The following is an 18,985-nucleotide window of genomic DNA, read 5'->3' on the forward strand; positions in this document are numbered from 1 at the left end:
CGGAGTATCACCAGTAAGGTTCACTGTTTAACGAAGCCTGACGACTTTGTTCCATCGCACTAACAAGGAAATCAGCCTTTTGCTGCAGCCAGACCAAGATATCCTGCAATGCCTCATTTGGCTGACCTTCACACAATTGGCGAAGATAAAACAGCGTTTCCAACTCATAAATACCATAGACAATATCAACCCAGGGCGCTCTAAACGCCTGACGGGTTTCTTTGTCGTATAACTTACCCAGACAGTGACCGCTAAGCAGCATGTTTTCCAGCGGCTGGCGGCATTCCAGGTATTCTTTCACTGTCATGGTACGATCAGCCGGATATAGCGTCGTAATCTTGTTCCAGTCGTGGTCGTAAGCACGCTTGGCCAAGGTCTCGACCGGACTTTGCGCAGCTGTTATTGCGTTTTGATCCCAGTTTTTGCGCCAGGATTTGTCCAGCAACCAGCGAGTCAGTGCCAGGATCAATCGGTTGTATCGCGAGCAATGGAACAGATCTTCAATATCAGTCACGGTTGGCTGAACGTCTTTCATATCGGCAATGACCTGAGCCAACTCAGGTGCATTGGAGATCCGTTTGAAATAGGCATGTCGCTTTGAAGTATAGGTTTTCAGATGAATAGCATTTTCCACCCAGCCCAGTTCTGACAATAGCCACTTGAGTTCTTTGCGTAAAAATTCCGTTGACGACTTATCAACAAACTCCTCGAACAACCAAAATGCATGGCGGATCAGGCTGACGCCGTCAATGACGCGCTTCAGCGTTTTGAGACTCGGCGCATCAAGATAACACTGCTCGTGTTTCTGAACAAACTGAATACCGTGGTTTACGGTGGCGACCAGTGCTTGCTCTTGTGAGCAACCGCGAGGCAATTTAATCACGCCCAGAGTTTTATTCGCCTTGAGCGGTTTATCATCGGCGATACGATAGCCTCTTGCCGCCTTGGAGTATAATCCGAGCCTGAGCCCAATATGCTGTAACAAATGATCGGCCAGCAGAAATAAATCATCTCTGTCGCCATCAATTAACTCAATTTCAAGCTCAGAAATTGGCTCAACGACCCCCTGTGCACTGATCTCACCTTTATCCAGTACTACCTCAATTTCACTACCTGCCTCGGTCTCAATCAACCAGGTACGGCGAATAAAGTTGGTACTGAAGATCGGGAATAAATTACTGGCGATTGATTCCAGCTGCACACCCATAGGCCAAATACTGCTGTCAAAGGCATGAATATCTGGTCGACTGCCCTGAATGGGTAGATTGTATTCTGGACGCTGATGCAACCCTCCAACCACTTCACCCGCAAGTTTGATCGTCTGCTCGCAGTCGTCATCATTGCAGCGTGTGCGTAAGCCTATGTCCAATGCACGTAACTCCCGGCTAGGGGTATCAAAGTAGGCATTTTTCAGGTTTTTAGCGGGCTTGTTGCTGACTTTTTTAGCAAACTGGGTAATAAGGGCTGGGATCAGCGGAACTTCATTGTCTGAAACCAAAAATTTCAGTTCTATCTCAGTGTCCATCAGGGGTGTGATTTACCTATGTAATTTTCGAACCTTCAAAATATACAAAGGGTCCGCACTTTGCAAACCTTTTAGTAATTATTAGCGCATTATCACCACCAATCCCAACCGGTTTCGTCAATTACAGGTGTAAACATGTACACCTATCTTCACCATGAACGCCCTCACAACTGAGCTGAAAACCAACTGTTCACCCTTTTCCTGCAAAACCTGCCCCTTGCCTTTGCGCCGGGAAATCCCTACTATTTTGTTAACTTTATAACGATATCAATATTTAAGGCCTGCAAATGCTGAAAAATATCGCTTTGCCGCTGCTGCTGTCTGTGCTCTCATTGAGCGCAATGGCGGAGCAAACCGAGCTGCAAAATGAGCCCACAGAGGCACAGTCAGCAACTGACAATAATGGCTATATTGTCGACGATTTATACTTATTCATGCACACCGGACCGGGCAAGAATTATCGCATTCTGGGCTCTGTTGAAGCCGGAAGCCCGATCACCATCCTCAATGCAGAGCAAGACAACTTTATTCAAATCAGAGATGACAAAGCACGCGAAGGATGGGTAGAAAGCCAATTCGTCACATCAGAGCCAGGGTTGCGTCAACGACTCGACAGTGCCAACCTGGCACTCAGCGATAGCAGCAATGAGCTCAATACGTTACAGAGCCAAATTCCACAACTGGAACAAGCTAATCTGCAACTACAACAAGATAATGAGGCGCTGAAAAACAATATCACTGAGTTAGAAAAAGCGCTTGAAGCTCAGGTAGAGTCAAGTAAAAACAAAGCACAAACAGAACAACACATGCTATTGAGCTATGGTGGCGGTATTGCCATTGCAGGCATTCTGATTGGTGTCATATTAACCCTGGTGTTGTCACGGCGTAAGCGCTACGACGGCTGGGCGTAAACAATCACCAATTAAAAAAGGCCTTTACGGCCTTTTTTAATTTCTGTTACTCAATACCCAATAACTCAACTTCAAAAATCAACAGTGACCCCGGCGCTATTTTCCCGGCTGCTCTATCACCATAACCAAGATCAGGTCCGATAAAAAAACGATACTTATCACCCACCGTCATTAACTGAACGCCTTCTGTCCAGCCTGCTATCACCTGATTCAGACCAAAGCTAATTGACTCTCCGCGCACCACTGAGCTGTCAAACACGGAACCATCCAGTAAAGTGCCATGATAATGCACGGTCACTTTATCGGTGGGCCCTGGGTGAACGTCCCCATCCCCTTTGCTCATCACTTCATATTGCAGGCCTGATTGCGTGGTCGTGATCCCCGGCTTTTGGCCGTTTTGCGCCAAAAACTCAGCGGCTTCAATACGATTCCCTGCCGCCGCCTGCTTTTGCTGTTTACCGTTTTTGAAAATAAGCCATCCCAGCACAACGATGACCAGGACGAGAACAATATTGGTTATTGACATAGTGACTACCTAAATTATGAATGATCTTTATCTTGTTCAGTTGACGGGTCGCTCTCAGCGTCTTTGTCATCGCCATTAACCACGTCGGCAATTTGCGCAAGGCGAGCCAGTGCCAATGCGTTGATGCTTTGATCCGGATACTGGCCATTCATCAGCGCTCCTGCTTCTCGTTGCATCAGCAAAGACAATGCCTCGTCGACTGTCGCGACCGCGAAAATATGGAACCGACCTTGCTGTGCCGCAGCCAGCACTTCGTCATCCAGTACCAGATTGATCAGGTTGGAGCGAGGAATGATCACGCCCTGACGCCCGGTCAGACCGCGCATTTTGCACAACTTAAAGAAGCCTTCGATCTTTTCATTGACCCCGCCAACAGCCTGCACTTCACCATGTTGGTTAATCGACCCTGTCAGAGCCAGAGACTGATCGATAGGCAGCTGAGTGATTGCAGAGAGTAAGCCACATAACTCGGCCAGAGACGCGCTGTCGCCGTCAATAAAACCATAACTTTGTTCAATGGCAATATTGGCACTGAGCGTCAGGCTAAAGCTTTGCGCATACTTGTTACCCAGATAACCGGTTAATAGCATCACCCCTTTAGAGTGGATAGACTTGCCCAGCTCTGCTTCACGTTCAACGTCTATCACGCCATCAGCGCCAGCATATACAGTTGCGGTAATACGCGCTGGGGTACCAAAAGCCGTATCGCCAATGTGTAGCACTGTCAGACCGTTGACTTTACCGACGGCTTCACCGTCAGTAGCGATAAGCGTGTGCCCCTCTTCAATGTCGCTGAGCATATTCTCACTCAGCTGGCCGGTTCGATACTGTTTGCCGACAATGGCTTCATCGATATGTGGCGCATCAATCTCGCTCAACCCGTCCTGTTTAGCGTAATAGCTTGCCTCTGCCACCAGTTCCAGCACGTCCGCAAACCGCGCTGACAGCTTGTTCTGATGCTCGGCCTGACGATAACTAAACTTCAGTAAACGCGCCAGCGCCTCGCCGGTCAGTGTGCACTTCAAAGTCTGCTCACAGTACTCCTGCACCTTAGTGACAAACTGGTATTGTAGTCGGTCACTGTCCGGCAGATAGTAGTCAAAATCGGCCAGCACCCGGAACAATTCTCCGAACTCTTCGTCGTACTCACCAATGGTGTAATACAAATCACGCGAGCCCAGCAAGATGATCTTCACATCCAGCGGGATCAGCTGAGGTTTAAGGGTAAAACTGCTGCCCACTGAGCTGTCCTGATAGGGCAAGTCGTTTTTAATCTGGTGCGTTTTCAAAGACAGTTTGAGTCCATCCCAGACCTGTGCATTGGCCAGCACTTTGTCGGCATCCATGATCAGGTAACCGCCATTGGCGCGGTGCAATGCACCCGGCTGAATAGAGCGATAACTGGTGATCAGGGTTCCATGGGCGTTGGCATACTCTATTTTGCCAAAGATATTTCCAAAGGTCGGGTTAGGCTCGTACACCACTGGCGCAGCCTGCCCTTCTTTAAACTCCACCAGAATATTAGGCGCAAAGAAATCGCTCAGCATGCCTTTGGCATCAAAATCGTCTTTACTCTCTTCTGACGCGCTATCGTCATCGAGCCAGTCGAGCACAGCATCGACAATTTCTACCCGTAAATCTTTGAGATAACGGATCACACCAATGTGGCTGGCATACTTGTGCTCCAGTGCCTTCAGCAGAGGCTTAGTCGCCAGCTCAATGGTGGTTTTCTTAAGCTCACGGAGCTTTTCTGACGACTCCCGCTTCCAGCGCGGCAGTTCAATGAGCGCTTCAATCAGGCAATCTTCGAGCTTTTCAATGGCATCGAAGAAGTGTTCCTGAACCGCTTCCTCCAGTGCCATAAATTCGGCATCATCAAGCGCTTTGCCATCCACCACAGGGGCAAAACTCACCACCCCTTTTTCTTCCATCATAGCGACGCTTTTCTTTGCGGCCAGTTCTTCCACCGCACTCAGGGCGGCGTTGTATTTGTTATCAAAGTCCCTGTCGAGCGACTTTTTCTTACGCTGATAACCTGGGTTATCAAATGCAGCCGGAAACGTATCCACAACTTCGTCAAGGAAAGAATCAATGTCGTCAGCCAGGACTTTGCTCTCGCCCGCCTGCATAAACAAGGCAATGGGTTCTCTGTGGTCGTCGTAGTTATTTACGTACAACCACTCTTTGGGAGTCGGGCGGGTTTTACAATGTGCTTCGAGTTTATCTTTCACCATGGTGAATCGACCCGTCGCCGCTTCACCCATAACAAACACATTGTAGCCGGGCAGCTCCATACCCAAGGCAAAATCCAGCGCACTTTGCGCCCGATTCTGACCGATAAAAGGTAAGGGATCCGGATAAGGATTTTGCATGCATGTGGAGATGTGTGGCAAAGACACACTGGGAGCCAGCTGTTCGCTGCTCAAAGGCTTAATGGTTTTCGTCATTCCTAACTTCTTTCTCTTGGCCGGCGCACGACACTCGCATGCAGGGCTGTGATTAAGGGGTAAGTGCCTTACGAGCAAACTCACCGTGCCCACATTCGCTGCACGAGGGAATTTCCAACGCATAATAGACATTCGTTTTATGGCCGCAATTTTTACATACTAATTGCCCCAATGCTATCCATTCCCCTTGTTTGTAAATGCCATCGTGTTGAAAGTCCTGCACTAATGCTTGCCATTCAAGTTGAGTGCGATCTTCCAACTGAGCCAATTCATACATTACACTGGCCTTGAGCTCTTCCCAGGCCACATCATCGTAATGGTCTTTGTGTTCACTCAGATGCGCCAGGTCACGCTTTAGAAAATAACGATAATCCGCCAGCTTGTCTTTTGACAGCTGCTTAACCGCCTCCTGGGCATCCATAAACTCCCTGAGCAATTTTTTTAGCTCGTGCTCTTTAACGTCTTTCAGCCATAATGAAAAGTCATCCAGCCAGCGCTTGTAATCCGCCATGTTTGCCTCCCGACTCACGCTATTTCGCAGCCTATTTTCAGTGTCTACTAGTCAGTATAGTTCAGCTAACGTCACAGTCCTGAAACAAATCACCATGACTGCACTCATTTGCGCTCATAATTCCGCTTTGAAGCGCTGTGATCAGCGCGTTTTTTCGGGTATGCTATCGGCAATTTTATAATTAGTTTGCAAGAAGTCTGGAAACGTCAATGCAAGAGCAATACAACCCGCAAGAAATCGAACCTAAAGTTCAGTCCCACTGGGAACAAAATAACAGCTTCAAAGTTGTTGAAGACGAATCAAAAGAAAAATACTACTGTCTGTCTATGTTCCCTTACCCAAGTGGTCGTCTCCACATGGGTCATGTTCGTAACTACACCATCGGTGATGTGGTCTCGCGTTTCCAACGACTCCAGGGCAAAAATGTGATGCAACCTATGGGTTGGGACGCATTCGGCCTGCCTGCGGAAAATGCTGCAATCAAGAACAACACGGCGCCAGCAAAATGGACCTACGAAAACATTGATTACATGCGTAACCAGTTAAAGCTGCTTGGCTTTGGCTATGACTGGGATCGTGAAATCGCAACCTGCCACCCGGATTACTACAAGTGGGAGCAATGGTTCTTCACTAAACTGTACGAAAAGGGCCTGGTTTACAAAAAAATGTCAACCGTAAACTGGGATCCGGTTGACCAAACCGTATTGGCTAACGAGCAGGTTATCGATGGTCGCGGCTGGCGTTCAGGTGCCATCGTTGAGCAAAAAGAAATTCCACAATGGTTTATTAAAATCACCGACTACGCGCAGGAACTACTGGACGATTTGGACCAGCTTGAACACTGGCCTGAGCAAGTAAAAACGATGCAGCGCAACTGGATCGGTCGCTCAGAAGGTCTGGAAATCGACTTTAAACGCGCCGACAACGATGAGCAGTTCACTGTTTACACTACACGCCCGGATACCTTTATGGGTGTGACTTACGTTGCTGTAGCAGCCGGACACCCGATTGCTCAGGAAGCAGCGCAAAACAACGCAGACATCGCTGCGTTTGTTGAAGAATGCAAAAATACCAAAGTTGCTGAAGCCGACATGGCCACCATGGACAAAAAAGGCATCGCGACCGGTTTCTACGCTATCCACCCGCTTACCGGTAAGCAAGTGCCTATCTGGGTTGCGAACTTTGTTCTGATGGATTACGGCTCAGGTGCCGTGATGGCCGTACCAGGTCACGATCAGCGCGATTATGAATTTGCCAGCGCCTACGGCCTGGAAATCAAACAAGTGATTGCCCCGGCAGCTGACAGCGAACTACAAGCTGATTTAAATGAAGCGGCGTTTACCGAAAAAGGCGTGTTAATCAACTCTGGTGAGTTCGATGGCCTGAATTTTGAAGAAGCCTTCAATGCCATCGCTGAAAAGCTGGAAGGTATGAATGCGGGTAAGCGTAAAGTGAACTTCCGTCTGCGTGACTGGGGTGTAAGCCGTCAGCGCTACTGGGGTTCACCAATTCCAATGCTAAATAAAGCGGATGGCAGTGAGCTGGCTGCCAGCGCAGACATGCTGCCAGTGCGACTGCCGGAAGACGTCGTGATGGACGGTGTAACATCACCGATTAAATCAGATCCTGAGTGGGCCAAGGCAACCGTTAATGGTGAGCAGGTATTCCACGAAACGGACACCTTTGACACCTTTATGGAGTCATCCTGGTACTACGCGCGCTACTGTAGCCCACGTTACGACGAAGGCATGCTGGAGCCAGGCGCAGCAAACTACTGGCTGCCGGTAAACCAATACATTGGCGGTATCGAGCACGCTATCCTGCACCTTTTGTATGCACGCTTCTTCCACAAACTATTGCGCGATTTTGGTCTGGTGAATTCAAGTGAGCCATTCGAGCGCCTGCTGTGTCAGGGCATGGTATTGGCTGAAACTTACTACCGCAAAGATGAAAAAGGCGGTGACATCTGGATTTCACCAACCGACGTAGAAACCGAAACCGACGACAAGGGCCGCATCACGAAAGCCTGGCACAAAGACGATGGTGAACCGGTATTCTCTGCGGGCATGAGCAAGATGTCGAAGTCAAAGAACAACGGTATCGACCCACAAATCGTTATCAAACAGTACGGTGCCGATACCGTACGCTTGTTTATGATGTTCACGGCACCACCAGAGCAGACGCTGGAATGGTCTGACTCAGGTGTAGAAGGTGCACATCGCTTCTTGCGCCGGGTTTGGAAATTTGCCGTAGACGTTAAAGCTGCTGGTACCGCTGAGCTGGATCTGAACGCCTTGAACAGTGCACAAAAGACGTTACGTCGTGAGATCCACAAAGCGATTGCGAAAGTAACGGATGACGTTGAGCGCCGTCAGACTTTCAACACCGCTATTGCTGCAATCATGGAGCTGTCAAATAAGCTGGCCAAAGCGCCTCTAAAAGACGCCCAGGACATTGCACTGGCCAACGAAGCACTGGAAGCCATGATCATTATGCTGGCGCCTATCACACCTCACCTGTCTCACGAGCTGTGGGAACAACTTGGCAAGCAAGGCGATATTCTGGATGCACGCTGGCCTCAGGTTGACGCCGCAGCCCTGGTAGAAGACGAGAAGCTGATCGTAGTACAAGTCAATGGTAAACTGCGTACTAAGCTAACTGTGGCGGCAGACGCAACCCAGGAGCAAATTGAAGCACTGGCATTTGCCGATGAAAACGTGCTGAAGTTTACCGAGGGTAAAACCATACGTAAGAAAATCTACGTACCAGGTAAACTGTTCAATGTGGTAGCCAACTAATGGCTGCCCTGCTGAATACCCCTTTATTCAGTATGACAAGGCGCTGGCATGGTTTCATGCTGGCGATGTTTGCCTGTTTGGCGCTGTCGGGGTGTGGCTTTGCGCTTAAGAAAGCCTCGTACCTGCCTGATGACCTCAGGGTCCTGTATCTGAGTGGCACCGACAGTAAGTCAGCGCTTTACTCAAGCCTGAAACAGGCTCTGAGACGCGCCCAGGTTGAGCTGTTGCCCTCTCCCAAACTGGGTAATGGTCAGAAGGCCGTAGAGTTGCACCTGTATCGTGATTCCCTTGAACGCCAGACACTAAGCCTATTCAAAAATGGTCAGGTCGCACAATATGAGCTGGCCTATAGTGTTCGCTACCGCCTCACGCGCCCAGGGTTTGAACCTGTCGAACAGGAATTTGAACTGTACCGCAACTATCAGGATGATCCGGACAATGCCCTGGGTAAAGCGCAAGAACGTGAAATCATCCTTAGCGAGTTACGAGAGCTTGCCAGTCGCCGTATTATTCGCGAATTATCTCAACTCTGATGCGTTGTTATGCCAATCAATTAGCAGGCCAGCTTAAACAAGGCCTGCATCCGTTTTATCTGATTTTTGGTGAAGAGCCTTTCCAGGAAGCCCAGTGCGTTACCTCGGTACGCCAGGTGGCTAAACGACAGGGCTTTGATGAAGTGATAAAATTCAGCCTGCTGCCCGGTTTTGACTGGCAGGAGCTGGTCAATCAGTACAACAGTATGTCGCTGTTCAGCGCCCAGACACTGATTGAATTCGATCTTAATCAGCAGAAGCCACCCACCCAGGCCGTGGCCATCTTAAAAGCGCTGGCGGCAAACCCAAACCCGGATGTAATTTTAATCCTCAAAGGAGCCAAAGCCTCGCAGGATATTCAGCGTAGCGCTTGGTTTAAAGCACTGGATAAACAAGGTTTGTTTGTGCCCTGCTATGCCCTCACCGGCTACCATCTGCAACGCTGGCTCGACGATGAGTGCAAGCGGCTCAAGTTGAACCTCAATAATGATGCCAAACGCAGTCTGCTACAGGCGACTGAAGGCAACCTGCTGGCAACCCATCAGGAGCTGGAAAAGCTATCTCTGTTGTATAAAAATGCCCCCATCGATCAGGAAAAACTGCTCAGCGGTCTGCTCAATCAGGCTAAGTTTGACATCTTTGACCTAAACGATGGGCTATTACGTGGCAACCCTCGTACTTTAATCAAAGTATTGAATAAATTAGCTCACGATAATGTTGAGCCTGCCAGCATTGCCTGGACACTGCACAACCAGGCTCAGCTGTTGCTCAACCTTAAACACTTAATACAAGCAGGCACACCGACACCGGATGCATTCAAAAAACACAATGTGTGGAAAAATCAGCAGCAGAGCACCCAGCAAGCCCTTGATCGACTGAACACTGCGCAACTGGAACAATTGCTCGTGCTGCTGGCCGAATTCGATTCCGCTTATAAGCGCAATATTCTGGTTGCGCCTTACCAGGCGTTGGCACACATTGCACTGAGCTTTTGCCAGTCTCTGCCTTTTTCTCTGCCCTACGAGGAGCTGGCATGATAGCAGTGTTCGGCGGTACCTTTGATCCCGTGCATCTGGGTCACATCAATATGGCCACACAGTGCATGGCTGTACTCACACTTTCCGAACTGCGCTTTATCCCCAACGCTGTACCTGTACACAAAAAAGGTCCTTCTATCAGTACCGAAGACAGGTTGGCCATGTTACAGCTGGCCACTGCGCACGACTCCAGATTCACCATTGACCGAAGGGAACTCGAGCGCGATACACCTTCGTATTCTTTGCTCACGCTGGAAGAGCTCAAAGCTGAGTATCCAGATCAGACCCTGGTGTTTTTAATGGGCATGGACTCGTTTAACAGCCTGAACAAATGGTATCGCTGGCAGGATATCGTGTCGTTATGTCACCTTGTGGTGTATCAGCGCCCGGGCGATGCCTTTGCGCCGTCAGCGGCGTTGCAGACTTACCTTGAACAAGCGTGCTGTAGCGAACCTGAGCAACTCAGCACGCTGCCTGCTGGCCTGTGTTATTTTTTGCCAGGCCAACCGTTTGAGGCTGCGTCCAGTACCATCAGAAATGCGATAAAACAGCGCCAAGCTGTTGAACCTTGGCTGAATAATGCAGTCCTAAAGTATATTCAGGCACATCAATTGTACCTAAGCAGTAGCGACGACACCTAACCCGGACAGCAATGGATAGACAACCTCAGTCACAGACTTGAGTTTCCCCCTGCTAACCGTGTTACAATTGCCGCTTATTTGTAGCAAAGAGACAGAGATTTGGATTCAAAACAATTACTAGATTTTGCATTAGACAAAGTCGACGACATGAAAGCCCGCGATATCGTTCACCTCGATGTAAGAAATACCTCTTCCGTCACCGATTACATGGTTATTTGCTCTGGTAACTCCAAACGCCATGTGCAGTCGATTGCCGACCATGTGGCCAAAGAAGCCCGTCATGCCGGTGAAACCCCGCTAGGCCATGAGGGTCAGGATACAGGTGAATGGGTACTGGTTGATTTGGGCGATGTAATTGTTCACGTCATGCAAGACCAGACACGTGACTTCTATGACCTAGAGAAGCTCTGGGGTTAATGTGAAGATCCAGCTAATCGCAGTCGGTACAAAAATGCCTGGTTGGGTAGAAACTGGCTTCAAAGAATACCAGCGGCGTTTCCCTAAGGATATGCCGCTAGAGCTTATCGAGATTTCGGCGGGTAAACGCGGCAAAAACGCCGACATCAAGCGTATTTTGCAACAGGAAGGCGAAAAAACCCTGGCAGCCATTCCCAAGGGCAACCGCATCGTGACGCTGGAAGTAACAGGTAAGCCCTGGGACACGCACCAGCTCGCCAGCAATATGGAAAAGTGGCAGCTTGATGGCCGCGATGTCAGTTTGTTAATTGGCGGACCAGAAGGCTTAGCGCCGGAATGTATCGCCGCCTCGGAGCAAAAATGGTCACTGTCCAATCTGACACTGCCTCACCCACTGGTGCGCATTGTGGTAGCTGAAAGCCTCTATCGAGGCTGGAGTTTAAATAACAACCATCCTTACCACAGGGAATAATCGCCATTATGCTCAATCATAGGCCGACGATCCGCGATCACAGCGCAGAAGCAAACCTGTTTGCGCGTCGCGCCTTTATTGGCTTTGTCTTCGTGGTTACCCTGATAGGGATCCTGCTACACAACGTGTACAAGTTGCAGGTGACGGAGCACGAAACCTACCAGACCCGCTCCAATGATAACCGCATCAAAGTCATCCCGGTCGCACCAAACCGAGGTCTGATCTACGACCGCAACGGCATCATTTTGGCCGAAAACCGCCCGGTTTATAACCTGGAAGTCATTCCCGAAGACGTGGACGATCTCGAAACTGCGCTCACCCAGGTACGTAAGCTTATCGACATCAGCGATCAGCAGGTCGAAGAGTTTCGTAAAGATATTCGCCACAATCGTCGCTTTAAAAGCCAGATCCTGAAAGGCCGTCTGAATGAGCAAGAAGTGGCCACGTTTTCCGTTAATCAGCACAAGTTTCCCGGCTTCAGTATTGAGGCCCGGCTGGCACGCTATTATCCTTATGGCGATACTCTCACGCACGCGCTGGGGTATGTCGCCAAACTGAATAAAAAAGAACTCGCCGAGCTGGAATCAGAAGGTAATGCCAGCAACTATCGCGCAACCCGGGATATCGGCAAACTGGGCATTGAGAAGTTCTATGAATCTCGCCTGCATGGCGTGGTCGGCTCACAACGCGTCGAAGTCAACAATCGCGGCCGTATCATTCGCACCCTGGGCGTGGAACCGCCACAACCCGGTGACGACCTGGTCCTCACCATGGATATTGGTTTGCAGCAAATAGCCCAAAAAGAACTCGAAGGTGTACGTGGCGCCATTGTTGTGCTCGATCCTAAAGATGGCGGCGTACTGGCCATGTACTCTAACCCCAGCTACGACCCTAACTTATTTGTCCACGGGATCAGCAGTAAAAAATATCGTGAATTGCTCAACCCCGACAGGCCCCTGATCAACCGAGTCACGCAGGGTCGCTATGCACCCGCATCCACAGTTAAACCGCATTTGGCCATCCTGGCATTGGAAGAAGGGCTGGTCACAGAACAAACTAAACTCTGGGATCCGGGCTTTTTTCAGATCCCCAATGTTGACCACCGCTGGCGTGACTGGAAACGCTGGGGACATGGCCACGTTGACGTCTACAAAGCCATTGAAGAATCGTGTGACACCTATTTTTACCATACCGCATACCAGCTGGGGATCACCAAGATCAGTAACTTTATGAGCCAGTTTGGCTTTGGTGATTTATCGGGCATAGATATCCATGAAGAGACCTCTGCCATTATGCCCACCACTGACTGGAAGCGTCAGCGTTTCAGAGAAAACTGGTGGCCAGGCGACACCATTTCGGTTGGTATCGGTCAGGGCTACTGGACCGCAACCCCGATCCAAATCGCCAACGCAGTGTCTATTTTGGTTAACAAAGGAGCACACAGACCGCCGCATCTGGCACAGGTTGCCCGTCATGATAATGAAGTTACCCAAATGTACATCGATGAGAAACCCCCCGTGGTATTAGAGAACCCTGATCACTGGCGTATTGCCCTGGAGGCGATGCACAACACGGTCTACAAAACCACAGGCACAGCGCACAAAGCGTTTAAAGGTGCAACTTACGATCCTGCCGGTAAAACAGGCACGGCGCAAATCGTCAGTATCGCTCAGGGTGAAGAATACGATGCGGAGAAGCTACAGGAAAGGCACCGCGACAATGCCATTTATACCGGCTTTGCCCCTTACAACGACCCACGTATTGTGGTTGCCATTGTGGTCGAAAACCAGGGCGGTGGTTCTGCCATCGCAGCTCCGATAGCCCGGCGCCTGATGGACTATTATTTTGCCACCTACCCAAGTGACACGGAGGGACAATGAGCCCGTTGAATCAACAACGCACTATCTGGCAACGGCTGCATATTGACCTGCCGCTGCTGCTCGCCATGCTGGCGATGATGCTCGGCAGTATCACCATAGTCTACAGTGCCAGCGGCCAGGACATGGACATGGTGGTGCGCCACAGCAAGCGTATGTTTGCTGCCTTTGCTGCTATGCTCATTGTCGCACAACTATCTCCCAACACTTTAAAAAGGCTGGTGTTTCCCATGTATACCATAGGCCTGTTGATGCTGGTAGCGGTATTGTTTGTCGGGGTCAGTAGTAAAGGTGCGCAACGCTGGCTGGATCTGGGTATTACCCGCTTTCAACCGTCCGAAATCTTGAAGGTCGCTGTGCCTATGATGGTTGCCTGGTATATCGGTCGCCACCATATGCCGCCACGCTTTATCCATATTATTGTTGGCTTTGCCATGGTGCTGGTGCCGACTTTGCTGATCAAAGAGCAGCCCGACCTGGGTACGTCTATCCTGATCGCCAGCTCGGGGATTTTTGTGCTGTTTCTTGGCGGGCTCAGCTGGAAGCTGATCGGCTCCGGTGCTCTGCTGGCCATTCCGGGCGGGTTTGCCCTGTGGCATTTTGGTATGCACGCCTATCAAAAGCAGCGAGTACTGACCTTTTTAGACCCTGAAAGTGACCCGCTGGGGTCAGGCTATCACATCATACAATCAAAAATCGCCATCGGCTCAGGCGGCATTGAGGGCAAGGGCTGGCTGCAAGGTACGCAGTCACAGCTGGAATTTCTGCCGGAGCGTCATACTGACTTCATTTTTTCCGTGTTAAGTGAAGAATTCGGACTGACAGGTGTGGTGATTTTACTCAGCCTGTACCTGTTTATTATTGGCCGCGGACTGTACGTTGCCGTGAATGCGCAAGATGCCTTCAGTAAATTATTGGCCGGCGCACTGACACTGACCTTTTTCGTATATATTTTTGTTAATATCGGCATGGTTTCGGGCCTGCTCCCCGTCGTAGGGGTGCCCCTGCCACTGATCAGTTATGGTGGCACCTCCATGGTGACCTTGATGGCCGGGTTTGGCATTATCATGTCGATAGCCACAGATAAGAGGATGTTATTGAAGTGATCAAGAGGACGTTTAAACAGGCCGCACTACTGGGTTTTGTTGTTGTATTAAGCGCCTGTAGCAGTCGCTATCATGTGAAACAGGACAAAGCCCCCGTGCGCGCGCCTACCGAGCTGGAAATGCAGGATGCGCTAGTGACCAGCGAAGCCAAAAGTGTCAGCGCAGGTCGCCCCTACGAGGTTTTGGGCAAGCGCTACACGCCGATGTCGGATGAAAAAGGCTATCAGGCTGAAGGCACCGCATCCTGGTACGGACGGAAATTTCATGGCTACTACACCTCAAATGGTGAAGTATTTAACATGTTCGATATGACGGCTGCACACAAAACGCTGCCGTTACCGAGCTTTGTCCGGGTCACCAATGTTGAAAATGGTAAAAGCGCAGTAGTACGCGTCAATGACCGTGGACCTTTTCACGAGGACCGCCTGATTGACTTATCCTATGCTGCAGCCTACAAGCTGGGCTTTCATCATCAGGGTACAGCACAGGTTAAGATTGAGGCCATTACCATAGCGCGCGATACGCCCAGGCTAACCTATGTGCAGGTTGCCGCTGCCAGCAACATCGAAAATGTGCAGGCACTGGCCAGCACTTTGTCGCAGCAATTTCAGCTCGACACACCCATTGCCTTTGAGGACAACTTATACAAGCTAAGATTAGGCCCGATCACCGACGATAACACGGCGCAACAACTCTTAGAGACATTGCGCCAGGGGGAATTTAATCGCGCCTTCTTGCTTTACACAGAACATGAACTTTAAAATGTTCTGTAATGACTTTAAACATGCCGATCAACAACCAAAAAGCGAGCATAATGACAGTTTTCAAACCTAAATTTATTAAACACTTAGTGGGTGCCGTGTGTTCGTTCACCCTGTTTTCGGCCAGCGCGCAGATCTTGCCTTCGCCACCTCAGGTCAGTGCTAAGGGCTATTTCCTGGTCGACTTTACCACAGGTAAGGTCATTGCCGAGGGTAACCCAGACACCAAACTGGCACCGGCCAGTCTGACCAAAATGATGACCAGCTATGTAATTGGTACTGAGCTATTGGCCGGTAACATCTCCAATGACGACATGGTCACTGTGAGTGAAAAAGCCTGGGCAAAAAACTTCCCGGAATCTTCTAAGATGTTCATCGAAGTGGGTAAACAAGTCAGCGTTAAAGATCTTAACTATGGCGTGATCATCCAATCAGGTAACGATGCCTGTGTGGCCATGGCCGAACATATCGCAGGCAGCGAAAGCGCCTTCACGGATCTGATGAACGCCCATGCCGAGAAGCTGGGTATGAGCAATTCACACTTTGCCAACAGTCATGGTTTGGACAGCACTGAGCAATTTACCACACCTCGAGATATGGCCACTCTGGGTGCCGCATTGATCCGTGACGTACCGGAAGAGTACGCCATCTACAAAGAGAAGTCGTTCACCTATAATGGTATCAAGCAATACAACCGTAACTCGCTACTGTGGGATGCCAGCCTGGACGTCGACGGGATTAAAACCGGTCACACCTCTGAAGCCGGCTACAGCCTGGTGACTTCTGCGACCAAAGGCGACATGCGTCTCATCGCCGTCGTCATGGGCACAGCCAGCGAGCGTGCACGTAAAGTAGAGAGTAAGAAACTCCTAAACTACGGTTTCCGCTTCTTCGAAACCATCACACCTTATAAAGCAGGCGACAGCTTTGCCGACCAGCGTATCTGGATGGGTAACAAAGAAACGGTTTCTCTGGGTATAGCTCAAGATACACCGATCACCATTCCACGTGGTCAGCGCAAAAACCTCAAAGCCCACTTTGAGCTAGACAAAACCCTCGAAGCACCGCTGGCGAAAGGCAGCAAGGTCGGTACTTTATTCTTGCAACTGGAAGGCGAAGATATCGCTCAGTACCCACTGGTTACACTTGAAGAAGTGGAAGAAGGCAGCTTCTTCAGCAAGATTTACGACTACTTACGTTTACAGATCATGCAATAACCCCGGTTTTAGTGGGTTTATAATCCAGGACGCCTCCCACCGGAGGCGTTTTTTTTTGCCGCAAAAATGCTAGAATGCCCGCCAAGATATGTAGTGTGCCAGGGTCTGTTCAGACCCAGCCAAGTAGTGAGGATACCGTTGTGGTAACACCTGTAAAAAATACTAAGTTTGACGAGTACTTAGAGTTCCCTTGCCCGTTTACCTTCAAGATCATGGGTCTGGCGAACGTCAACCTGACCGATCAGGTTGTGGCAAAGATGCAAACTTTGGCACCCGGAGACTATGCGCCAAAGACCAAACCTAGCAGCAAAGGCAACTACGAATCCGTCACTTTAGTTGCCACTGTCACGTCAAAAGAGCACATTGAGCAAATCTATACCGAGATAGGCTCGCTGCCAGACGTCAGATACGTGCTATAAGGCGCAAGCGAGATATGAGCAACCGCAGTATCATAGTTCGTCAACTGGGCCGTCAGGCTTATGAGCCAATCTGGCAAAAAATGCAGTCGTTTACCGACACCCGTGATGATGACAGCCCGGATGAGATCTGGCTGGTTGAGCACGAGCCGGTATTTACTCAGGGCCAGGCTGGCAAAGCCGAGCACCTGTTAGCACCCGGTGACATTCCTGTCGTCAAGGTCGATCGGGGTGGTCAGGTAACCTACCATGGACCGGGCCAGCAGATGATGTATGTGCTGTTTAATCTGCGCAGGCTAAAAATTGGTGTACGCGAGCTGGTGACCTGGCTTGAAGAAACCATCATAGACATGCTTCAGGAACACGGCATTGAGGCCTATGCCAAGCCAGATGCACCAGGTGTCTATGTCAATGATGCAAAAATTGCGTCTTTGGGACTGCGGGTCCGTCGGGGTTGCTCGTTTCATGGTCTGGCGCTAAACGTCAACATGGATATGAGTCCATTTTTACGCATCAACCCGTGCGGCTATGCCGGCATGGAAATGGTGCAAACCAGTCAACTTAATGGCCCTGCTACGCTTATCGAAGCGGGCAATGGCCTGGTAGAACATATGCTCAAGCGCCTCGCGGCCGAGCAGGTTATACACACCCAGGGGTTTGAAAACGAATGAGTAAACCAGTGAAAATTGAGCCAGGGGTAAAGCTCCGCGACGCAGAAAAAATGGCGTTGATCCCGGTTAAAGTAATGCCGACCGAGCGTGATGAAATGCTCCGTAAACCGGACTGGCTGAAGATCCGTCTGCCTAAATCCAGCGAGCGTATCGATGGCATTAAACAGGCAATGCGTAAACATGGCCTGCACTCCGTCTGTGAAGAAGCCTCGTGCCCTAACCTGTCTGAGTGTTTTAACCACGGTACTGCCACCTTTATGATCTTGGGTGCCATCTGTACCCGTCGTTGCCCGTTCTGTGACGTCGCACATGGTCGCCCACTGAAGCCGGATGCAGCAGAGCCGGAAAAACTGGCTTTAACTATCAAAGACATGAAGCTTAAATACGTGGTGATCACCTCGGTTGACCGGGATGATTTGCGTGATGGCGGTGCACAACACTTTGCGGACTGTATTCGCGAAATTCGCAAACACAATCCGGGTATTACCATTGAGATCCTGGTACCGGACTTCCGCGGCAGAATGGACCGCGCACTGGAAATCCTAACTGAAACACCACCGGATGTGTTTAACCATAACCTGGAAACTGCACCACGCCTGTACAAAATGGCGCGCCCGGGTGCCGACTACAAATGGTCACTGGAGTTATTACGTCGCTTTAAAGAAGCGCACCCTGAAGTAAAAACCAAGTCAGGCCTGATGGTTGGACTGGGCGAAGAAATGCCAGAAATCGAAGAAGTACTGCGCGACCTGCGTGAGCACAACGTCGACATGCTGACCGTTGGTCAATACCTGGCACCGTCTAAGCACCATCTGCCGGTAAAACGCTATGTGCCACCAGCTGAGTTCGATGCGCTGAAAGAATACGCCGACGAAATTGGCTTCAGCCACGCTGCCTGCGGCCCGTTCGTACGCTCCAGCTACCATGCTGATCAGCAAGCTGCGGGTAAAGAGGTAAAATAACGCCAAATTTGTCGTTACCCTTACCAAAGAAAAGCCGCACTTTTGCGGCTTTTCTGCTTTTTACAGCTCAAAGTTCCATAATTAATAGCTAATACCTATTTCACTTAATACCTGTTCAATTTAAAGGAGCAAATATGACGCTAACGGCGTTATAAAT

Annotated in this window: 18 protein-coding genes; 14 read left to right on the forward strand and 4 right to left on the reverse strand. The window is 50.0% G+C overall.

What is annotated here, in order from left to right; all coding sequences use genetic code 11:
* Positions 1–7: 7 nt before the first annotated feature.
* Positions 8–1,525, reverse strand: coding sequence for a CYTH and CHAD domain-containing protein (locus tag IY568_RS04990; protein ID WP_125559870.1), 1,518 nt, complete (start codon positions 1,523–1,525; stop codon positions 8–10).
* Between the two features lie 287 nt (positions 1,526–1,812).
* On the opposite strand from IY568_RS04990, the gene IY568_RS04995 reads away from it, so the two are divergent.
* Positions 1,813–2,436, forward strand: a complete 624-nt coding sequence (locus IY568_RS04995) for a TIGR04211 family SH3 domain-containing protein (protein WP_125559868.1) — start codon at positions 1,813–1,815, stop codon at positions 2,434–2,436.
* Between the two features lie 46 nt (positions 2,437–2,482).
* On the opposite strand, the gene IY568_RS05000 is transcribed toward IY568_RS04995, so the two are convergent.
* Genes IY568_RS05000 through IY568_RS05010 form a run of 3 tightly spaced genes read right to left on the reverse strand, consistent with a single transcriptional unit; the run spans position 2,483 to position 5,920 of the window.
* Positions 2,483–2,962, reverse strand: a complete 480-nt coding sequence (locus tag IY568_RS05000) for an FKBP-type peptidyl-prolyl cis-trans isomerase (protein WP_125559866.1) — start codon at positions 2,960–2,962, stop codon at positions 2,483–2,485.
* Between the two features lie 14 nt (positions 2,963–2,976).
* Positions 2,977–5,409 carry a Lon protease family protein gene (locus IY568_RS05005; RefSeq protein ID WP_194866914.1) on the reverse strand — a complete coding sequence of 811 codons (2,433 nt, stop codon included), beginning with the start codon at positions 5,407–5,409 and terminating at the stop codon, positions 2,977–2,979.
* 52 nt (positions 5,410–5,461) lie between these two features.
* On the reverse strand, positions 5,462–5,920 hold the full coding sequence (locus IY568_RS05010; protein WP_010382634.1) for a zinc ribbon-containing protein: 459 nt from the start codon (positions 5,918–5,920) through the stop codon (positions 5,462–5,464).
* A gap of 209 nt (positions 5,921–6,129) precedes the next feature.
* Here IY568_RS05010 and leuS point away from each other — a divergent pair, with 209 nt between their 5' ends.
* From leuS to lipA, 13 genes are all read left to right on the forward strand, one after another.
* On the forward strand, positions 6,130–8,718 hold the full coding sequence (gene leuS, locus IY568_RS05015; protein ID WP_194866915.1) for a leucine--tRNA ligase: 2,589 nt from the start codon (positions 6,130–6,132) through the stop codon (positions 8,716–8,718).
* 32 nt (positions 8,719–8,750) lie between these two features.
* Entirely contained in the window at positions 8,751–9,251 is a 501-nt protein-coding gene (gene lptE, locus IY568_RS05020; RefSeq protein WP_194866944.1) for an LPS assembly lipoprotein LptE, read from the forward strand.
* The gene (gene holA, locus IY568_RS05025) at positions 9,251–10,288 is read left to right on the forward strand and encodes a DNA polymerase III subunit delta (protein WP_194866916.1); all 1,038 of its coding nucleotides are present in this window, start codon (positions 9,251–9,253) and stop codon (positions 10,286–10,288) included. Before lptE ends, holA begins: the two co-directional genes overlap by 1 nt.
* Positions 10,285–10,929: a nicotinate-nucleotide adenylyltransferase gene (nadD, locus tag IY568_RS05030; RefSeq protein WP_194866917.1), complete on the forward strand. Its 645-nt coding sequence runs from the start codon at positions 10,285–10,287 to the stop codon at positions 10,927–10,929. The genes holA and nadD overlap by 4 nt, the downstream gene beginning before the upstream one ends.
* 99 nt (positions 10,930–11,028) lie before the next feature.
* Complete coding sequence (rsfS, locus tag IY568_RS05035) at positions 11,029–11,346, forward strand: ribosome silencing factor (protein ID WP_010382639.1); 318 nt, start codon at positions 11,029–11,031, stop codon at positions 11,344–11,346.
* 1 nt (position 11,347) lies between these two features.
* A complete protein-coding gene (gene rlmH, locus IY568_RS05040; protein WP_010382641.1) occupies positions 11,348–11,818 on the forward strand; it encodes a 23S rRNA (pseudouridine(1915)-N(3))-methyltransferase RlmH in 471 nt (156 codons plus the stop codon).
* 8 nt (positions 11,819–11,826) lie between these two features.
* Positions 11,827–13,698, forward strand: a complete 1,872-nt coding sequence (mrdA, locus tag IY568_RS05045) for a penicillin-binding protein 2 (protein WP_194866918.1) — start codon at positions 11,827–11,829, stop codon at positions 13,696–13,698.
* The gene (gene rodA, locus IY568_RS05050; RefSeq protein WP_194866919.1) at positions 13,695–14,801 is read left to right on the forward strand and encodes a rod shape-determining protein RodA; all 1,107 of its coding nucleotides are present in this window, start codon (positions 13,695–13,697) and stop codon (positions 14,799–14,801) included. Before mrdA ends, rodA begins: the two co-directional genes overlap by 4 nt.
* Complete coding sequence (locus IY568_RS05055; protein WP_416365155.1) at positions 14,801–15,562, forward strand: septal ring lytic transglycosylase RlpA family protein; 762 nt, start codon at positions 14,801–14,803, stop codon at positions 15,560–15,562. The genes rodA and IY568_RS05055 overlap by 1 nt, the downstream gene beginning before the upstream one ends.
* 53 nt (positions 15,563–15,615) lie before the next feature.
* Positions 15,616–16,779: a serine hydrolase gene (locus IY568_RS05060; protein ID WP_125559848.1), complete on the forward strand. Its 1,164-nt coding sequence runs from the start codon at positions 15,616–15,618 to the stop codon at positions 16,777–16,779.
* 140 nt (positions 16,780–16,919) lie between these two features.
* Positions 16,920–17,198 (forward strand): DUF493 family protein YbeD, encoded by a 279-nt coding sequence (gene ybeD, locus IY568_RS05065; protein WP_040644649.1) that lies wholly within the window; start codon positions 16,920–16,922, stop codon positions 17,196–17,198.
* A 14-nt stretch (positions 17,199–17,212) separates the two neighbouring features.
* Entirely contained in the window at positions 17,213–17,866 is a 654-nt protein-coding gene (lipB, locus tag IY568_RS05070) for a lipoyl(octanoyl) transferase LipB (RefSeq protein ID WP_058796031.1), read from the forward strand.
* The gene (gene lipA, locus IY568_RS05075; protein WP_010382649.1) at positions 17,863–18,828 is read left to right on the forward strand and encodes a lipoyl synthase; all 966 of its coding nucleotides are present in this window, start codon (positions 17,863–17,865) and stop codon (positions 18,826–18,828) included. The genes lipB and lipA overlap by 4 nt, the downstream gene beginning before the upstream one ends.
* Positions 18,829–18,985: the final 157 nt, after the last annotated feature.

This window comes from Pseudoalteromonas sp. PPB1, assembly GCF_015356275.1.
Taxonomy (GTDB): domain Bacteria; phylum Pseudomonadota; class Gammaproteobacteria; order Enterobacterales; family Alteromonadaceae; genus Pseudoalteromonas; species Pseudoalteromonas rubra_D.

Excerpts from the sequence above, each read along its gene's own strand:
- IY568_RS05000 (WP_125559866.1), bottom strand. The coding sequence starts at position 2,962 with ATGTCAATAACCAATATTGTTCTCGTCCTGGTCATCGTTGTGCTGGGA.
- IY568_RS04995 (WP_125559868.1), top strand. The coding sequence starts at position 1,813 with ATGCTGAAAAATATCGCTTTGCCGCTGCTGCTGTCTGTGCTCTCATTG.
- lipA (WP_010382649.1), top strand. The coding sequence starts at position 17,863 with ATGAGTAAACCAGTGAAAATTGAGCCAGGGGTAAAGCTCCGCGACGCA.
- IY568_RS05010 (WP_010382634.1), bottom strand. The coding sequence starts at position 5,920 with ATGGCGGATTACAAGCGCTGGCTGGATGACTTTTCATTATGGCTGAAA.
- IY568_RS04990 (WP_125559870.1), bottom strand. The coding sequence starts at position 1,525 with ATGGACACTGAGATAGAACTGAAATTTTTGGTTTCAGACAATGAAGTT.
- rodA (WP_194866919.1), top strand. The coding sequence starts at position 13,695 with ATGAGCCCGTTGAATCAACAACGCACTATCTGGCAACGGCTGCATATT.
- leuS (WP_194866915.1), top strand. The coding sequence starts at position 6,130 with ATGCAAGAGCAATACAACCCGCAAGAAATCGAACCTAAAGTTCAGTCC.
- IY568_RS05060 (WP_125559848.1), top strand. The coding sequence starts at position 15,616 with ATGACAGTTTTCAAACCTAAATTTATTAAACACTTAGTGGGTGCCGTG.
- lptE (WP_194866944.1), top strand. The coding sequence starts at position 8,751 with ATGACAAGGCGCTGGCATGGTTTCATGCTGGCGATGTTTGCCTGTTTG.
- lipB (WP_058796031.1), top strand. The coding sequence starts at position 17,213 with ATGAGCAACCGCAGTATCATAGTTCGTCAACTGGGCCGTCAGGCTTAT.
- nadD (WP_194866917.1), top strand. The coding sequence starts at position 10,285 with ATGATAGCAGTGTTCGGCGGTACCTTTGATCCCGTGCATCTGGGTCAC.
- holA (WP_194866916.1), top strand. The coding sequence starts at position 9,251 with ATGCGTTGTTATGCCAATCAATTAGCAGGCCAGCTTAAACAAGGCCTG.
- IY568_RS05005 (WP_194866914.1), bottom strand. The coding sequence starts at position 5,409 with ATGACGAAAACCATTAAGCCTTTGAGCAGCGAACAGCTGGCTCCCAGT.
- mrdA (WP_194866918.1), top strand. The coding sequence starts at position 11,827 with ATGCTCAATCATAGGCCGACGATCCGCGATCACAGCGCAGAAGCAAAC.